Source organism: Serratia sp. MF1(2023) (assembly GCF_030954545.1).
In the GTDB taxonomy this organism is placed as follows: Bacteria; Pseudomonadota; Gammaproteobacteria; order Enterobacterales; family Enterobacteriaceae; genus Serratia; species Serratia sarumanii.
Map to the genome: position 1 here is coordinate 150,487 of NZ_JAVHUX010000018.1, position 16,398 is coordinate 166,884.

Sequence of the window (16,398 nt, forward strand, 5' to 3'; positions counted from 1 at the left end):
ATTAGCGTCCTTTGGTTCCGGTTAACGCATCCGTCAGGTCCAGATACTGTGGCGCCACCGCGCCGGCGAAGCGCCGCTGGTGCGCCGTCTGCTGGGCGGAGGCGCAGCCCTGTTCGCCGAGAAACTTGACCTGCTCCTCTTCCCACACCGCATCCAGCGCCTGCGGCGTATCGTCGCGCGCCTCTTGCGCCACCTGGGTTTCCAGCGCCTGAGCCTGCACCTCGCTGCCGGACAGCAATAGCAGCAGATCGAACAGCACCGCATACGGGCTTTCGCGCTGTTGCAGGCGCGCGCCCAACAGCGCCAGGATCGGCGCGATGTCCTGCAGCCCTTCCCGCGCCTGCGCTGCGCTGCGGCTGGCCAGATACTCCAGATACAGCGGCAGGAAATCCGGCAGCTCGCGGCTGTCGATCTCGAGCCCGGCGGCGCGGTACTGCGCCATCAGATCGACCATCGCCTGGCCGCGATCGCGCGACTCGCCGTGCACGTGCTCAAACAGCAGCAGCGAGGTGGCGCGGCCGCGATCGAACAGCTCGCAATAGTCGGCCTGCGCGTCCAGCAGCGGGCGGGCGCACAGGCGGCGGATAAACAGAATCAGCTGCGCGCTGTGGTGCAGATCCAGCTCGCTGGCCGGCTCCAGCGCCTCAATCAGCGCCTGCTGATGGTCAAACAGTACCTGCTCCGGGTAATCCAGCAGGCGGGCGATCACTTTCAGGCTGATCATGAGGCATCCTCCGGCCGCGCGGTTTTCGCGGTCACGTCGATGGCGTCGATGCGGCGGCTGTTGAACAGGTTGAACTTGCCGTCGCTGCCGTGGCAGCCGTCGCCGAAGCTGAAACCGCAGCCTTTGCTTTCCGGGAAGGCTTCGCGCGCCAGTTCGCGGTGGCTCGACGGCACCACGAAGCGATCTTCATAGTTGGCGATCGCCAGGTAGCGATACATCTCCTGCGCCTGCGCTTCGCTCAACCCGACCTGCTCCAGCGCGCTGGTGTCCACCACGCCGTCGACGGTTTCCGCCCGTTTGTAGTGGCGCATCGCCAGCATGCGTTTCAGGGCCAGCAGCACCGGCTCGGTATCGCCGGCGGTCAGCAGGTTCGCCAGATACTGCACCGGAATACGCAGGCTCTCGACGTCCGGCAGCACGCCGCTGTGCGCCACCTCGCCGGCGTCGGCGGCGGACTGAATCGGCGACAACGGCGGCACGTACCAGACCATCGGTAGCGTGCGGTATTCCGGGTGCAGCGGCAGCGCCAGCTTCCAGTCCATCGCCATTTTGTACACCGGCGACTGCTGGGCGGCTTCAATGACCCCCTGCGGCACGCCGTCCGCCAGCGCCTGAGCAATCACCTTCGGGTCATGCGGATCGAGGAAGATGTCGAGCTGGCTCTGATACAGATCCTTGTCGTTCTCCACCGCCGCCGCCTGCTCGATGCGGTCGGCGTCGTACAGCAGCACGCCGAGGTAGCGAATGCGGCCCACGCAGGTCTCCGAACACACCGTCGGCTGCCCGGCTTCGATGCGCGGGTAGCAGAAGATGCACTTCTCGGATTTGCCGCTCTTCCAGTTGAAGTAGATTTTCTTGTACGGACAGCCGGTCAGGCACATGCGCCAGCCGCGGCACTTGTCCTGGTCGATCAGCACAATACCGTCTTCGCCGCGCTTGTAGATCGCCCCGCTCGGGCAGGTGGCGACGCAGGCCGGGTTGAGGCAGTGCTCGCACAGGCGCGGCAGGTACATCATGAAGGTGTTTTCGAACTGGCCGTACATCGCCTTCTGCAGGTTGTCGAAATTCTTGTCCTGCGAGCGTTTTTCGAATTCCCCGCCGAGGATCTCCTCCCAGTTCGGGCCGCTTTCGATCTTGTTCATGCGCTGGCCGGTGATCAGCGAGCGCGGGCGGGCCACCGGCTGGTGCTTGCCCTGTTTGGCGGTGTGCAGATGCTGGTAGTCGTAATCGAACGGCTCGTAGTAGTCGTCCAGCGCCGGCACGTCCGGGTTGGCGAAGATTTTCGCCAGCACGCCGACGCGGTTGCCCATGCGCGGCTCCAGCTTGCCGTTGATTTTACGGATCCAGCCGCCCTTCCATTTTTCCTGATCTTCCCAGGCGTGCGGATACCCGACGCCGGGCTTGCTTTCCACGTTATTGAACCAGGCGTATTCCATACCTTCACGGCTGGTCCAGACGTTCTTGCAGGTGACCGAACAGGTGTGGCAACCGATGCACTTGTCCAGATTCAGCACCATGCCGACTTGCGAACGAATTTTCATTTGCTGTTCTCCTGCTGACTGCCCTGCGCGTAGTCGTTGCCTTCGTCATCCAACCAATCAATGCGGTTCATCTTGCGCACCACCACGAACTCGTCGCGGTTGGAGCCGACGGTGCCGTAGTAGTTGAAGCCGTAGGCCAGCTGCGCATAGCCGCCGATCATGTGGGTCGGCTTCGGACAGGCGCGGGTCACCGAGTTGTGGATGCCGCCACGCTGGCTGGTGATCTCCGAGCCCGGCAGGTTCACGATGCGCTCCTGCGCGTGGTACATCATGGTCATGCCGGCCGGGATACGCTGGCTGACCACCGCGCGCGCCGTCAGCGCGCCGTTGGCGTTGAAGGCCTCGATCCAGTCATTGTCCGCGATGCCCAGATCTTTGGCGTCGTCTTCGCTCAGCCAGACGATCGGGCCGCCGCGCGACAGCGTCAGCATCAACAGGTTGTCGCTGTAGGTGGAGTGAATGCCCCACTTCTGGTGCGGCGTCAGGAAGTTCAGCGCCTTCTCCTTGTTGCCGTTCGGTTTGCTGTTGAGCAACGGCTGCGCGGCGCGGGTGTCGATCGGCGGCCGGTATACCAGCAGGCTTTCACCGAAGGCACGCATCCACTCGTGATCCTGATACAGCTGTTGACGGCCGCTGAGGGTGCGCCACGGGATCAGCTCGTGCACGTTGGTGTAGCAGGCGTTGTAGGAAACGTGTTCGTCTTCCAGACCGGACCAGGTCGGGCTGGAGATGATTTTGCGCGGCTGCGCCTGAATGTCGCGGAAGCGAATTTTCTCGTCTTCCTTGTTCAGCGCCAGATGGCGGTGATCGCGGCCGGTGACGTTGCTCAGAGCCTCCCAGGCTTTTACCGCCACCTGGCCGTTGGTTTCCGGCGCCAGCGACAGGATCACTTCCGCCGCGTCTATCGCGCTCTCGATCTTCGGCCGCCCCGCCGCCGGGCCGTCGGCCTTGACGTAGTTAAGCTGCTTGAGGAAGTCGACCTCGGTTTGGGTGTTCCAGCTGATGCCCTTGCCGCCGTTGCCCAGTTTGTCCAGCAGCGGCCCCAGCGAGGTGAAGCGCTCGTAGGTGGCCGGGTAATCGCGTTCCACCGCGATGATGTGCGGCGCAGTTTTGCCCGGGATCAGATCGCATTCGCCTTTCTTCCAGTCCTGCACGCCGTAAGGCTGCGCCAGTTCGGCGGCGGAATCGTGCTGGATAGGCAGGGTCACCACGTCGGTTTCCTGGCCCAGATGGCCAACGCACACCTCGGAGAAGGCCTTGGCGATGCCCTTGTAGATCTCCCAGTCGCTCTTCGAATCCCAGGCCGGATCGACCGCCGCCGACAGCGGATGGATGAACGGGTGCATGTCGGAGGTGTTCATGTCGTCTTTTTCATACCAGGTGGCGGTCGGCAGCACCACGTCGGAGTACAGGCAGGTGCTCGACATGCGGAAATCGAGCGTCACCACCAGATCCAGCTTGCCTTCGCCACCCTGCTCGCGCCATTCCACTTCCTGCGGCATCACGCCGCCCTGCTGGCCGAGATCTTTCCCCTGAATGCCGTTTTCGGTGCCCAACAGGTATTTGAGCATGTACTCATGGCCCTTGCCGGAGGAGCCCAGCAGGTTGGAGCGCCAGACGAAAAGGTTGCGCGGGAAGTTCTGCGGATTGTCCGGCTGCTCGGCGGCGAAGCCCAGCGAGCCATTTTTCAGGCTGTCGACGGTGAACTCGACCGGCGACTGACCGGCCGCGCGGGCCTGCTCCGCCAGGCGCAGCGGGTTGGTGCTCAGCTGCGGCGCCGACGGCAGCCAGCCCATGCGCTCGGCGCGCACGTTGAAGTCGATCAGGCTGCCGCCGAAGCGCGATTTGTCCGCCAGCGGCGACAGCAGCTCGTCGGTGCCAACGGTTTCATAGCGCCATTGGCTGGAATGGTTGTAGAAGAACGAAGTGCTGTTCATGTGGCGCGGCGGACGCTGCCAGTCGAGGCCAAACGCCAGCGGCAGCCAGCCGGTTTGCGGCCGCAGTTTTTCCTGGCCGACGTAGTGCGCCCAGCCGCCGCCGCTCTGGCCGACGCAACCGCAGAAGATCAGCATATTGATCAGGCCGCGGTAGGTCATGTCCATGTGATACCAGTGGTTGACGCCGGCGCCGACGATGATCATCGAACGGCCGTGGGTCTTCTCGGCGTTTTCCGCGAACTCGCGGGCAATGCGGATGATGTTGTGGCGCGACACGCCGGTGATCTGTTCGGCCCAGGCCGGGCTGTAGGCCTTGACCTCGTCATAGTCGGCGGCGCAGTTGGCGTCGCCCAGCCCGCGCTCGAGGCCGTAGTTGGCAAGCGTCAGGTCGTACACGCTGGTCACCAGCGCTTCGCTGCCGTCCGCCAGCTGCAGGCGTTTCACCGGCAGTTTGTGCAGCAGGATCTCGTCCAGCGCCACGCTGTTGAAATGCTGGCTGTCGGCGCCGCCGAAGTACGGGAAGCCCACCTCGGCAACATCGTCATGCATGCCCAACAGGCTGAGCTGCAGCTCGACTTCCTGTTGCGACTTGCCCTCGCGCTGTTCCAGGTTCCACTTGCCCTTCTCGCCCCAGCGGAAGCCGATGGAGCCCTGCGGCGCCACCAGATCGCCGCTGCAGCTGTCGATAGCGACGGTTTTCCACTCGGGGTTGTTTTCCTGGCCCAGTCCGTCCACCAAATCGGCGGCGCGCAGCAGGCGGCCGGCGGCGTAATGGCCGCCTTCACGCGCTTCCAGCAGCACCAGCATCGGCATGTCGGTATAGCGGCGCACGTAGTCGCGGAAGTAGCCGACTTCGCGATCGAGATGGAACTCTTTCAGCATCACGTGGCCCATCGCCAGCGCCATCGCACTGTCGGTGCCCTGCTTCGGATTCAGCCAGTGGTCGCACAGCTTGGCGACTTCGGCATAGTCCGGCGTCACCGCCACGGTTTTGGTGCCCTTGTAACGCACTTCGGTAAAGAAGTGGGCGTCCGGGGTGCGCGTCTGCGGCACGTTGGAGCCCCAGGCGATAATGTAGGAGGAGTTGTACCAGTCGGCGGATTCCGGCACGTCGGTCTGCTCGCCCCAGGTCATCGGCGAGGCCGGCGGCAGATCGCAATACCAGTCGTAGAAGCTCAGGCAGGCGCCGCCGATCAGCGACAGGTAGCGGGCGCCGGCGGCGTAGGACACCATCGACATCGCCGGGATCGGCGAGAAGCCGATGATACGGTCCGGGCCGAAGGTTTTGGCGGTATAGACGTTGGCTGCGGCGATCAGTTCATTGACCTCCTGCCAGCTGGAGCGGACGAAACCGCCGCGGCCGCGCGCCACCTTGTAGCTTTTGGCTTTTTCCGCATCGCCGACGATAGAGCCCCAGGCCGCGACCGGATCGCTGTGCTGCGCTTTCGCCTCGCGCCACAGCTTGAGCAGACGCTTGCGCATCAGCGGGTATTTCAGCCGGTTGGCGCTGTACAGGTACCAGGAGTAGCTGGCGCCGCGCGGGCAGCCGCGCGGTTCATGGTTGGGCAGATCGGGGCGGGTGCGCGGGTAGTCGGTTTGCTGGGTTTCCCAGGTCACCAGGCCATTCTTCACGTAGATCTTCCAACTGCAGGAACCGGTGCAGTTCACGCCGTGGGTGGAACGCACCACTTTGTCGTGCTGCCAACGGCTGCGGTAGCCGTCTTCCCAGTCGCGGTTGGTGTTCAAGGTCTGGCCGTGATCGCCAGAAAAAGGCTCCGCCAACTGCTTGAAATAGCGGAAACGGTCTAAAAATTTGCTCATCCGGAATGCTCCTGAAGGCTCTTGTCGTTATAAGAAGACATGCTCAATCTGCCGCCAGCCTACTGACGGCCAATCGGCGGCAAATTGATTGCGATCAAGAGAAAGCGGGAGGCGATACACGCGCCGGGTGAGAAATACCACCAAAGTATAGGTGCGATAAACGAGATTAATATGTTGAATTTAAATGAATAAATCAGGAGTGGAAGACAGAGGCTGACGGGCGGGAGGCAAGATGGGGTATTTGGGGGTAGGACGCGGGAGAAACCTCCCGCGTAACGCTAACTCGACGCATTCAGCGTTGGAGCCACAGCGTCGCGGTGCCCACGGCGGGCAACGCCAGCTGGATCTCCGTCCCCCCTTCCTGCTGCCGCCAGCCCGCCGGAAGGCGCAATCGGGTGCTTCCCTCTCGATAGTAAGGGTTGGCTACCAGCAGCAAGGCGCGATCGCCCAGAACAAACATCCGCGCCGGCATTTGAGAGTTGCTTCCCGCCAGCGGCGTCGATTTTCCCGTCAGCAGATAAGGGGTGAAGGCGGCGATTTGCTGCGACACGGCGGCCACACCGCGCCAGGTGGCGTCAAACTCCCGTTGGTCGAAGCGGCCGGTTTTACGCTTGTAAAACAGATCGGTATAGGAATAAAACAACAGCCCCTTGGCGCCGCCGATCAGCGCCTGCCAGGCCTGATTGCGGATTTCCGCCTCTGACGGCGGATGTGGCTTGCGGCGGGCGTCATAAGCGGCGTGATCCATGATTTGCATCACCACCCAGGCCCCGCGCGATTGGCGGGCGGCCTGCACCGTCAGTTCGGTATAACGCGTGGTGCGCGTCAGATCGCGATCGTTCCCCACCGGGTAAGGGTCGGTCGCCAAAATGTCGCTGCTGTTGAAGTGAGCGTCCAACTCCCCGGTTTTGTTCAACACCTGGAAGGTAGGATGATCGCCGTCAAGCCGCTTTATTTGCAGGTTTTTTTCCTCGATCTTATCGAGATATTCCGGCCCCAGCTCATCGTTGATGTACCAGGCGAGCAGGTTGGGCTGAGAGCGCAAGCGCTGCACGTACCAGGCCGTCATCGCCGCATAATCGCCGCCGCGCACGGCCGGAGCGAAACGGCTGCCGCGGTACTGATCTTTGACGGAGTAAATGACCAGCAGCCCGCGCTGGCGTGCGTTGCGGAAAAAGGCGTAAGGGTCTTTCTTCTCCCCATAATCATAATTCAGCACCGTGTTGAATCCCGCCGATGCGATGCGCGCCAAATGCTCATCGGTCGCCACGTTGGCGTAAATGCCCAACGGGAAAAGCCGTTGACCGTCGCGCAGGGTAAAGCCTTCGCTGTCGATCGCCACTTTGGCCGCAGGCTGCCCGACGCGAAAAGACAGCTCGCTGTCCGGTGCCGGCCGGGATTGCTGCCCGGTGACCTGCTGACGCAGGCGGTATTCGCCCTGGGCCAGGCCGGCCGGCAGTGGGTATTCGATACGGCGCTGCCCTTCAACCTGATAACGGTCGCGGCTACGGTGAACAACCTGCCCCTCGGCATTGAGCAATTCGCTGTCGACCTGCAAACGCTGCGGCTGCGAAGTGACGACCAGCGTGTCGACCTTCCCCTGCGCCGACGCGCCGAGCTGATACAACGCCGGCATAGACGCGCGAGCACACGCATAGGCGTCGTCAAACCAGGCGGTACCGGTGCTCCCCTTGCGCAGATAAACGCCAAACGTGATTCGCGCCGCCTGCGGCGGCACGGTATAGCTGGCGTTCACCTGCCGCCAGCCGCTGTCGCCGGTCACCCCAGCCGGATAGCTGCCTTCCAGAAAGCGCCCCTGCGCATCAAAGCTCTGCAGATAAACCCCGGCGCCGCCGTCGCGGCTTTGCCCGCGTACGCCGCGAGTCTTGAGCCAGACGCCGAAATCGATCGTCTGTCCGGGCGCAACCTGCAGCGCCTGGTTGAAGGTGCGGTACTGCGCGGCATCTGCATTGTCATAGCGCAAACTGCCATTGCCGCTGTGCGTATCGCCGTCGGCCTGCGCGCCCTGCGCTCGCCAGCCGCCGAGCCCCTGCTCAAAGCCGGGGTTGGCCAACAGATTGGGTTGGCAGCTCTGCGCCAGAGCCGAAGCGCCCCACAAGGCGCAACAGCCCAGAACCACCCTCTGATACATCCCCCTCATGGTCATTTCCTTTTCACCACGGCATTGAACAGATAGGTGGCGAACAGATAGCAGGATTTCTGATAAGACAGCCCCAAATGCTGACGGTAAATCCGCCATTGCCAGTCAGCGGCGCGGATTTTGTTGCCCGACAGCGAATGGGTAGACAATCGGTAACAGGCCAGCGGTTCGGGAATGCAGTAGGCCAGGCCGTTACGCGCCTTCTGCAGCACCGCCAGCCACATCAAATAGTCCTCATGACCCACTTTTTGCTGATACACCTTGCCGATGCGCTTTTGGTTGTAGATGCCGGTGAGATTGCCTATCCAGTTGCTTTTCAACATGTCCTGATAGCCGATAAGCTCTTCCGCGCCACGGGTGTTTTTGATCAATTTCAGGTCGTCTTCGAAGGTGTAGTAATGGGAACACACCACGTCGTAGCGGCGGGTTTGCAAAATGCTCGCCTGGCGCGACAGCTTGTTGGGGAGCCATACGTCATCGCTGTCGCAGAAGGCGATATAGTCGCCGTTCGCCGCCTCAATGCCGATGTTGCGCGTTTCCGCCACGCCCTGATTATGCTCATTGCGTATATAGGTGAGGCGATCGTGGATAAACGGCCGCACCACCTCGGCAGTATCGTCGGTGGACGCATCATCGATCACATACAGGTGATAATCGGTAAATCGCTGGTTCAGCACGCCTAGAATCGACTCTTTGATAGAGTTCGCGGCATTGTAGGCCGGCATGATTACGGATATCTTTTCCATTTTGTCCTCACTCGGTGAGCTGTTGCCACTGGGGATAAATACGTTCGGGAGAAAAACGGCGAGACTTCTCTAACGCGGCGACAGAAAAGTGCTCGCGCAAACCCGGATCGAGCATCAGTTTGATCACCCCTTCGCTGAAGGCGGCGGCGTCGTCATCGGGCACCAGATAGCCGTTGACGCCGTCGTCTATCAACTCGGCCGGGCCGGTCTTGCAGTCGTAGGCCACCAGCGGCAGGCCGAAACTCATGGCTTCGATCAACACCATCGGCAATCCCTCATAGCGAGAGGTCATCAAATACAGGCTGGCCTGGCGATAATAGTCCGCCACGTCGGCGGTGGCCGGCAGCAGACTCACCTGCCGCGCCAGCCCGGCGTCTTCAATCTGCCGCCGCAGCGCATCGCGCTCCGGGCCGTCGCCAATAATCAGCAGCCGCCAATCCGGCACCTGCGCCGCCACCCCTCGCCACAGCGCGATCAGACGATCGAAGCCCTTCTGATTGCTCAAGCGCCCCACCGCCAGCGCCACCTTTTGCTGCAGCGCCGGCGTCGGCGCCTGTGCGCGGAACGGCGAAACGTTCTCGATCACCCGACATTTCCCGGCCCCCACCCAGCGAGCGATGGCGTCGCTATCTTGCCGCGTCAGGAAAATCACGCGATCGCTCAGCCGGTAAACCAGCAACTTCAGCCACTTAAATACGCGCGGATACTGGTGAAAGCTGACGTGCTCACTCAACAGCAGCCGGCTGCGGGCACAGAACAAACGCAGGAAAGGCGTCATCACCACCGACAGTTTCCCCATGGAAACGGTAATGATCACGTCCGCGCGTTCACGCCGCAGCGCGAACGCCAGCCGCCACGGCCAGAACAGCGAATCGCCACCGCCGCAGCGCAACCGGACGTCGCTCGCCAGCGGAAAGAAGCTCCGCTCGCCAAACAGCGAAAACACCGCGACCTCGTAACCCGGCAAACGCGCCAGCGCATTGGCCAAACCGCTGGCGACCCGTTCAGTACCGCCCTTGCCCGCCATATTTTCGATAACGATGATTATCTTGCGTGGTTGCATGTCATCTCCTGAATCCCTGGCGCACGTTGCGCAGCAGCCGGCCGCCAACCGAGAACAACCCCAACCGCGCCAGACAATCGCCATACCATTTGATCATCTTGAACTTGCCGCTCAGGCTGTGCCGCACGATGCGCGACGAGTAATAATTGAACGCCTGGGCGTTTTCCGAATACAGCGAGGCCAGCAGATGCTTACAGGCGAATCCGCTGATATGGCGATCGCTGGGGCTGAGGAAGGTATTGATAAAGCGGTCGCTGGCCTCCAGATTAAGCTTCGCCGTCATGCGCCCATAGCGCCCCACGTCGAGAAACACCCCGCCGCCGGCGTCATGCGCCACTTGCGCGCCCAAATTGGTGGCGTTGACCAGAAAACCCCAATCCTGATGCTTGTTGAGAAACTCGGGAAATAAAAAGCGGCGATCGCTTTTTTTACGCATGCTGATGGTGGATGACCGAATATCGCCCATTTCCAGAAAAAGAAAATCTTCGCCGGAAGAACCGGATTTGTAGTGGAAGTTGAAGTCGCGTACCGAATCGCCGCTCACCTCCGCATAGTTGCCGAAGATAATGTCAATCTGGCGATCTTCATGCTTCTTCATGCGGCGAATAATATAGTTGGTCGTGAAGTAATCATCGGAGTCGAGGAAAAACACGATCTCCGATTGCGCTAACTTGGTGCCTAAGTTGCGCGATACCGCCGCATTGCTCTTCTGTTTTTTCTCATGCAGCATCACATTGCTATTGGTCGCCGCTATCTGGCGGATAGATTTGATGTCATCCTCGTCAGAGCAATCATCAACCAAAATCACCTGATAGTCGAACCCTTGGCAAGCGTTGAAAATTCGCTTCAGCGTTTTAGGCAGGTAACGCGAACTATTATAAATAGGGATCACGATAGAGAAATCCATTTCTTAACCCTCCAGCTTAGAATTTATTATTTCTTTTCCACGGCAAAGCAACAATAACGACACGTTAAATACCGGGACCAAAAAATAGGTTTCCGTCAAGGTTGTTAACAGGAAAACCACCACCACCCAGCGCATGAATCGACTCAGCCTGCGCATATTGCCCAACAAGTGAAAATAACAAAAAAGCATGACGACAGAGGCGATGCCACCGGCCGAATAAAACATGGCGATGAAGAAGAAATCGACTGGCTTATACGGCTCTATATTCATGCCGAACAGCGGATTGGGTAGCCCCACCGCCTGAAACATCTGCCAGGAGAACCAGATCCGGCCGGTCAGCGCCTGGTTCAAGAGCACGTCCAATGCCGGATTGTTCCCCCAGCGTATAACGCTGGCGAATTGAAAGCCGACAATGACCAACGTCAGCGCGATGCAGACTTTTCTGTTGGGGGCGACACGCAGCAGCGGCGCCAGCCAAAACAGCAGCAGCATCAACAACGCCAGCATAAAACAGGTGCGAGAATAGGAATACATCAGCACCGGGAGAATTAACGCCGATACCGCCAACGAAGCGATATTTTTCATTCCACGCGTTAATTTCGCATGGTCGATCAGGCACAGCAGTGTGGCGAACAAGGCAAAAGAATAATACGCCAGGGTATTCGGGTTATCGAACCCCAGCGTTAATCTGTTGCCATAACGTTCATCAAGGTAAACAAACCCATCAGTGTAAAAGGTATAGGGAATAACCACCAGCAACCCTGCCACCACAAAGGTGATGGCAAACATTTCAGCGCCACGCCCCATTTCGATACGACGAAATAAAATTATCACCGCCGTGCTGAATACCGCACCAAACAGATAATCACCATGCCCGGTGGCAATATTCATAAGAAACAGCAGAACCAAAAAACCCGCAACCGCCTTTTCCGCCAGCGTAGCGATAAAAAATGCATAGCCGACATAGAGCAACATCAGGCCATTCAGCCCCAGCACGGCTTTATTAATCAGCTCGCTGTTGAACGATCCCGAGGTCAGGAAGGTTTTCACGAAAAACATCAGCAGGAAGGTCAATACGATGGATTGATTGATCAAATCCCGCGACTGATTATAACCGGCATTGGCATGCATTTGAAAATTGGAGGCGACTCTTTGCATAAGCGTTTACTCAGTAAAATAACTGCCCCATTCCTGCTCAATGTTTTTCGGCATCAGCTTGCTTAGCCCCGCGCCAGGCGTAAACGTCAACTCACCGAAATACACCTTCTCGCCGACCTGGTAGAAATCCACGCGCACATAAGAGAACTGCTGCGCCGTCTGGCGAGCCAAACGTATCATTTCATCCAGCCGCGTAGGGCGCGGCATCGGTTCGTCGGCATTGGGCAAGCTGATGCGGATTTCGGTGCGGTTCCAGTCGACATCAAAAATATCGCGCCGATGGGTGCCGAAGCGCTGATAATCCACCTGGATGAACATGCGAATTTCATGATTGTCGTTGAAACAATGAAACTTGATATCGTTCGGCACCTGTTCGCCATCCAGCAACATGCGCTCCACCATGATGCAGGGTTCGATATCCAGATAATGCTTTTCGCGACTCTGCTCATAAAAGTTGCTGCGCATCCACGCGTTGCTGAGATCGTACAACTCCGCGTAGCTAACCTGCCGCTTGTCGAACACCAACCGGTTATAACCGCTGCCGTGGTTGGCCTTCAGCACAAAGGCGTTGGGCAATTGCCTGAACATGTCGTAGCTGAGTTCAGTGCCATGCGCATACAGCTCCACCAGGTACTCCTCGCCCCACAGACCGGCGATAAATTCACGTACCTTGAACTTGTCCGACAAGGTGGTGTAGATGCTGCGCGGGTAAATTTTACGGCGCATGATCTTTTCGCTGAAGCCGGTCGGTTTTGACAGGTGCGGCAGCTTCTTGAAATAGAGCGCGTATTTAACCTGATGGTGCCAGGCATCGGGCAGGCGCTTGGAAATGTTTTTAACCAGGATGTTTAACATGCTCTCTCCTTAATTTGCTGACAAGACGCGGCAGGCAGTAAAAACAGGTCAGCTGCAGTCGGGTAATTTTTCCGCCACGGAATAAACTGTTCAGCACGAAGAACGAAATGAATTCCGCCAGCAGCGTAGACACCGCCGCGCCGATCAGGCCATAGCGCGGGATCAGCAGCAGATTCATCACCACGTTCGCCACAGCCACCAACGGCATCTTGATGGCGATAAAGCGATAGCCGGCGAACAGCACGATGCTGCGGTACGAAACCGTCCCCATGACCGAAAACAGCGAGGTCAGCGTACAGATAGCCAGGATGTTGGCGGCCGGTTGGAAAGCGGCGCCGTACAGCAGCGCAATGGCCGGGTGGGCGAACCACCACAGGCCCAGCAACACCGGCAACGACAGGCCCAGGACCACCAGATAAAGCACCCGGATACGGTACTCCTGCTCCAACGGATCGCGGCAGCTGGCAATGCCCGGCATCAACGAGGTGATCAGCGCCATCGGCACGAAAACCCAGCCTTGGCTGAGGGTGGTGGCGGCGCTGAACCAGCCTACCGCCTGCTCGCCGACCAGATTGCCCAGCATGATTTGATCGATGCGGGTATAGATCACTATCGACAGGCTGGAGATGGCCAACGGCAGCCCCACCTTTAGCAAGTAACGGCCGTAGCGCCTGGCCTGGCGCGGCGTAACCCGCGGCGAGGCCGCAGCTTCCCCACGGAATAACCAGAGGCGCACCAGGTAAGGCACGGCGCTGCTGAGGATGTAGGGTACCGCGAACCACACCAGCGGCAGCGCGGCGCTCACCAGCGCCAGCCGCAGCCCGATCGACAGCAGCAGCGCCAGGTTGTTGATCAGCGTATTGCGTTTCGACTGCAGGCGGGCATCGTAATAAATCTTGTACACGTCCTGAATCGAGAAATAGGCGCTGACAAGCAGCAACAGCGTCATCAGTTGGCTGGCGGGCGTTTGGCTGAAATAGCTCCATATCAGTATCGGCAGCGCCACCACCAGGAACAGCCGGCGGCGCAGGCGTATTGACGCCAGCATCAGGCGAATGCCGCTCGGCTGTCGGCGGGCGACGCGGTTGAAAATGATGCTGTCGGCGCCCAACTGCACCAGTGGCACCACGATGGCGATCGTCGCCAACAGATAGTTGAGCGCGCCAAACTGCGCGGGCCCCAGATAGCGCGCAACGTAAATGGAGACGAAGATGCCGGACAGGCTGAGCGAAACGCGTTCGAGCATCAGCCACAGGGCATTGGTGATAATGGCCTTCACCCGCTTACTCCCCTGCCTGCGGGCGTTCTTCCCGATGGCTTGGGTAGGCGAAGTTGTAATAGCTCATGTCGGTTGCCGCCTTCTTCACCATGCCGTTGAGGATCACGCCCTTGATCGTCACCCCATTCTGTTCGAAGCGGCGCATGCTGGTTTCGATCTGCTTGACGGTATTCACCTCAAAGCGCACCACCAGCAGCGAGGTGCCCGCGTGATTGCCGACGATCGCCGCGTCCGTCACCGCCAGAATCGGCGGCGTGTCGATCAGCACCAGATCGTAGTTTTGCCCGGCCCAGCGCAGAAAATCGGCGAAACGGCGATGCATCAGCAGTTCGGACGGGTTCGGCGGCACCTGGCCGCGCGGCACGAAGTCCAGGTTGGCGATGGCGGTTTTCCGCACCGCCTGTTCCGCCGTCACGTTGCCCACCAGCATGTCGGACAGGCCCTGATGCCCATCATCCGCCAACCAGCGATGCAGGAAGCCTTTGCGCATATCGGCGTCGATCAACAGCACCCGCTGCCCGGCCTGCGCCACCACCACCGCCAGGTTGGTGCTGGTAAAGCTCTTGCCGCTTTCCGGGCTGGCGCCGGAGACCATCAGAATGTTGTTTTTGGCCTCCATCATGGCGAAATGCAGGCTGGTGCGCAGGCTGCGGATCGCTTCCACCGACAGATCCGTCGGTTCGGCCACCGCCAGGATCGGCAAGCGCCGGCCGCCGGATTTGGGCAGCAAATGACGCTGCTCGCGGTTGCGCTTGACCTGCCACGGCGACAGCGGCACCGTGGCGTAGACGTTGATGCCCCGCTTCTCCAGGGTATCGATATCATTGATGCCGCGATGGAAAGCCGCGCGCAGCAGCACCACCGAGGCGGCGCCTCCCGCCCCCAGCAGCAGCGCCAACAAGACGATCAGCATCTTCTGCGGCTTAATCGGCCGGATAGCGGTTTCCGCTTCGTCGATGATGCGAACGTTGCCCACCGTGCCGGCCTTGCTGATGCTCAGCTCCTGCTGCTTGTTCATCAGCTGCATGTAAACCTGCTGATCCACCTGCACGTCGCGGGTGAGGCGCAGGATCTCCTGCTGCATTTTCGGTAGCGTCTGCACCTGTTTACCCAGCCGCGCCTTTTCCGCCTCCAGCGTGGCGCGCTTTTCCAGCAGCGCCCGGTAAGCCGGGTGCGCGCGGGTATAGAGCTTGGAGATCTCCGCTTCCTTGAAGGTCAGCTCATTGAGCTGGGCTTCGAGCTGCACCTGAGTATCCAGCACCGATTTGGCTTCCAGCGACAGATCCACCGAGTCGTTTTGCTGGCGGAACTGATTGAGCTGGGTTTCGGCATTGTTCAACGAGGTTTGCGTTTGCGGCAATTGCTCTTGCAGGAACGCCAGCATGCGCTGCGCCTCTTCCGTTTTGCGATCCACGTTCTGTTGCAGGTAGTTGTCGGTGATGTTCTTCAGCATCGCCTCGGCGCTCTGCGGATCTTCGCTCGGCAGCGTAAAGGCCATGATGCCGCTGTCCTTGCCGCCCGGTACCACGTCCAGGTATTTGCGCAGATCGTCCACCGCTTCTTGACGCGCGACTTTGACCACGGTAAAGCTGGCGCCCGGCGCCGCGTCCAGCGCCGAGACGGTCATGTTCCAACCGCCCTGCGCCACCGGCTGCCCGACCACGCCGCTGAACAGTTTGTCGCCGTCATGGCTCAATTCGTAATGCTGCCCGTCGCGCACCGTCAGCGTCAGCGCTTCGCCCTGCATGTCCGCCGGCGTCGTCAGCGTGGTGATGTTCAGCACCGGCGGCTTTTCACCGCTCAACCGGGCAAGGCCTTTGCCGAACACCGGGAAATAGTCCGGGCTGACGCGCACCGTCAGGCCGAGGGCGTCCACCGTTTTGCCGAGCACGTAGCGTGACTTGGCCAGCGTCACCTCATCCTGCGTCGCCGAGCTTTGCCCCATCGTGCTGTCCAGCGTTTCACGCAGCAGCGAATCGCCGGACAGCTGCTTCTCCACCTGCACCACCGCCGTGGCCTGATACACCGGGGTGGCCAACAGGGCGTAGGCGACGCCCAGCACGCCGGCCAAACCGGTCACGACGGCGATCCGCCAACGGTTATCCCACAGCGGCCCGATCAGCCGCTCCCACTCCAGCTTTTCATCTTGTTCGGCCACCATCACGGACAGCGCATTGTTTTTCATCTTCTGTTCCTTATTCACCCT

General features: G+C 60.1%; 11 protein-coding genes. All 11 read right to left on the reverse strand.

The features are described from left to right. Position 1: 1 nt before the first annotated feature. The 11 genes from narJ to REA38_RS10765 all read right to left on the reverse strand — a co-directional run bounded on the left by narJ (position 2) and on the right by REA38_RS10765 (position 16,377). Entirely contained in the window at positions 2 to 724 is a 723-nt protein-coding gene (gene narJ / locus REA38_RS10715; RefSeq protein ID WP_060438561.1) for a nitrate reductase molybdenum cofactor assembly chaperone, read from the reverse strand. After that, positions 721 to 2,265, reverse strand: a complete 1,545-nt coding sequence (narH, locus tag REA38_RS10720; RefSeq protein WP_308885849.1) for a nitrate reductase subunit beta — start codon at positions 2,263 to 2,265, stop codon at positions 721 to 723. The genes narJ and narH overlap by 4 nt, the downstream gene beginning before the upstream one ends. Beyond that, a complete protein-coding gene (locus REA38_RS10725) occupies positions 2,262 to 6,023 on the reverse strand; it encodes a nitrate reductase subunit alpha (RefSeq protein WP_197801975.1) in 3,762 nt (1,253 codons plus the stop codon). The genes narH and REA38_RS10725 overlap by 4 nt, the downstream gene beginning before the upstream one ends. 292 nt (positions 6,024 to 6,315) lie before the next feature. Next, positions 6,316 to 8,175, reverse strand: coding sequence for a carbohydrate-binding protein CenC (locus REA38_RS10730; RefSeq protein WP_374213784.1), 1,860 nt, complete (start codon positions 8,173 to 8,175; stop codon positions 6,316 to 6,318). A gap of 11 nt (positions 8,176 to 8,186) precedes the next feature. Continuing rightward, the gene (locus REA38_RS10735) at positions 8,187 to 8,930 is read right to left on the reverse strand and encodes a glycosyltransferase family 2 protein (RefSeq protein WP_033634927.1); all 744 of its coding nucleotides are present in this window, start codon (positions 8,928 to 8,930) and stop codon (positions 8,187 to 8,189) included. 7 nt (positions 8,931 to 8,937) lie between these two features. After that, entirely contained in the window at positions 8,938 to 9,993 is a 1,056-nt protein-coding gene (locus REA38_RS10740) for a glycosyltransferase family 4 protein (protein WP_033653670.1), read from the reverse strand. A 1-nt stretch (position 9,994) separates the two neighbouring features. After that, a complete protein-coding gene (locus REA38_RS10745; RefSeq protein WP_033647723.1) occupies positions 9,995 to 10,900 on the reverse strand; it encodes a glycosyltransferase family A protein in 906 nt (301 codons plus the stop codon). 3 nt (positions 10,901 to 10,903) lie between these two features. Then, entirely contained in the window at positions 10,904 to 12,058 is a 1,155-nt protein-coding gene (locus tag REA38_RS10750; RefSeq protein ID WP_033647724.1) for a hypothetical protein, read from the reverse strand. A 6-nt stretch (positions 12,059 to 12,064) separates the two neighbouring features. Continuing rightward, a complete protein-coding gene (locus REA38_RS10755) occupies positions 12,065 to 12,913 on the reverse strand; it encodes an ATP-grasp fold amidoligase family protein (RefSeq protein WP_033647726.1) in 849 nt (282 codons plus the stop codon). Beyond that, positions 12,894 to 14,192 (reverse strand): flippase, encoded by a 1,299-nt coding sequence (locus tag REA38_RS10760; protein ID WP_033634932.1) that lies wholly within the window; start codon positions 14,190 to 14,192, stop codon positions 12,894 to 12,896. The genes REA38_RS10755 and REA38_RS10760 overlap by 20 nt, the downstream gene beginning before the upstream one ends. 4 nt (positions 14,193 to 14,196) lie before the next feature. Next, a complete protein-coding gene (locus REA38_RS10765) occupies positions 14,197 to 16,377 on the reverse strand; it encodes a polysaccharide biosynthesis tyrosine autokinase (RefSeq protein ID WP_033647729.1) in 2,181 nt (726 codons plus the stop codon). Positions 16,378 to 16,398 lie beyond the last annotated feature (21 nt).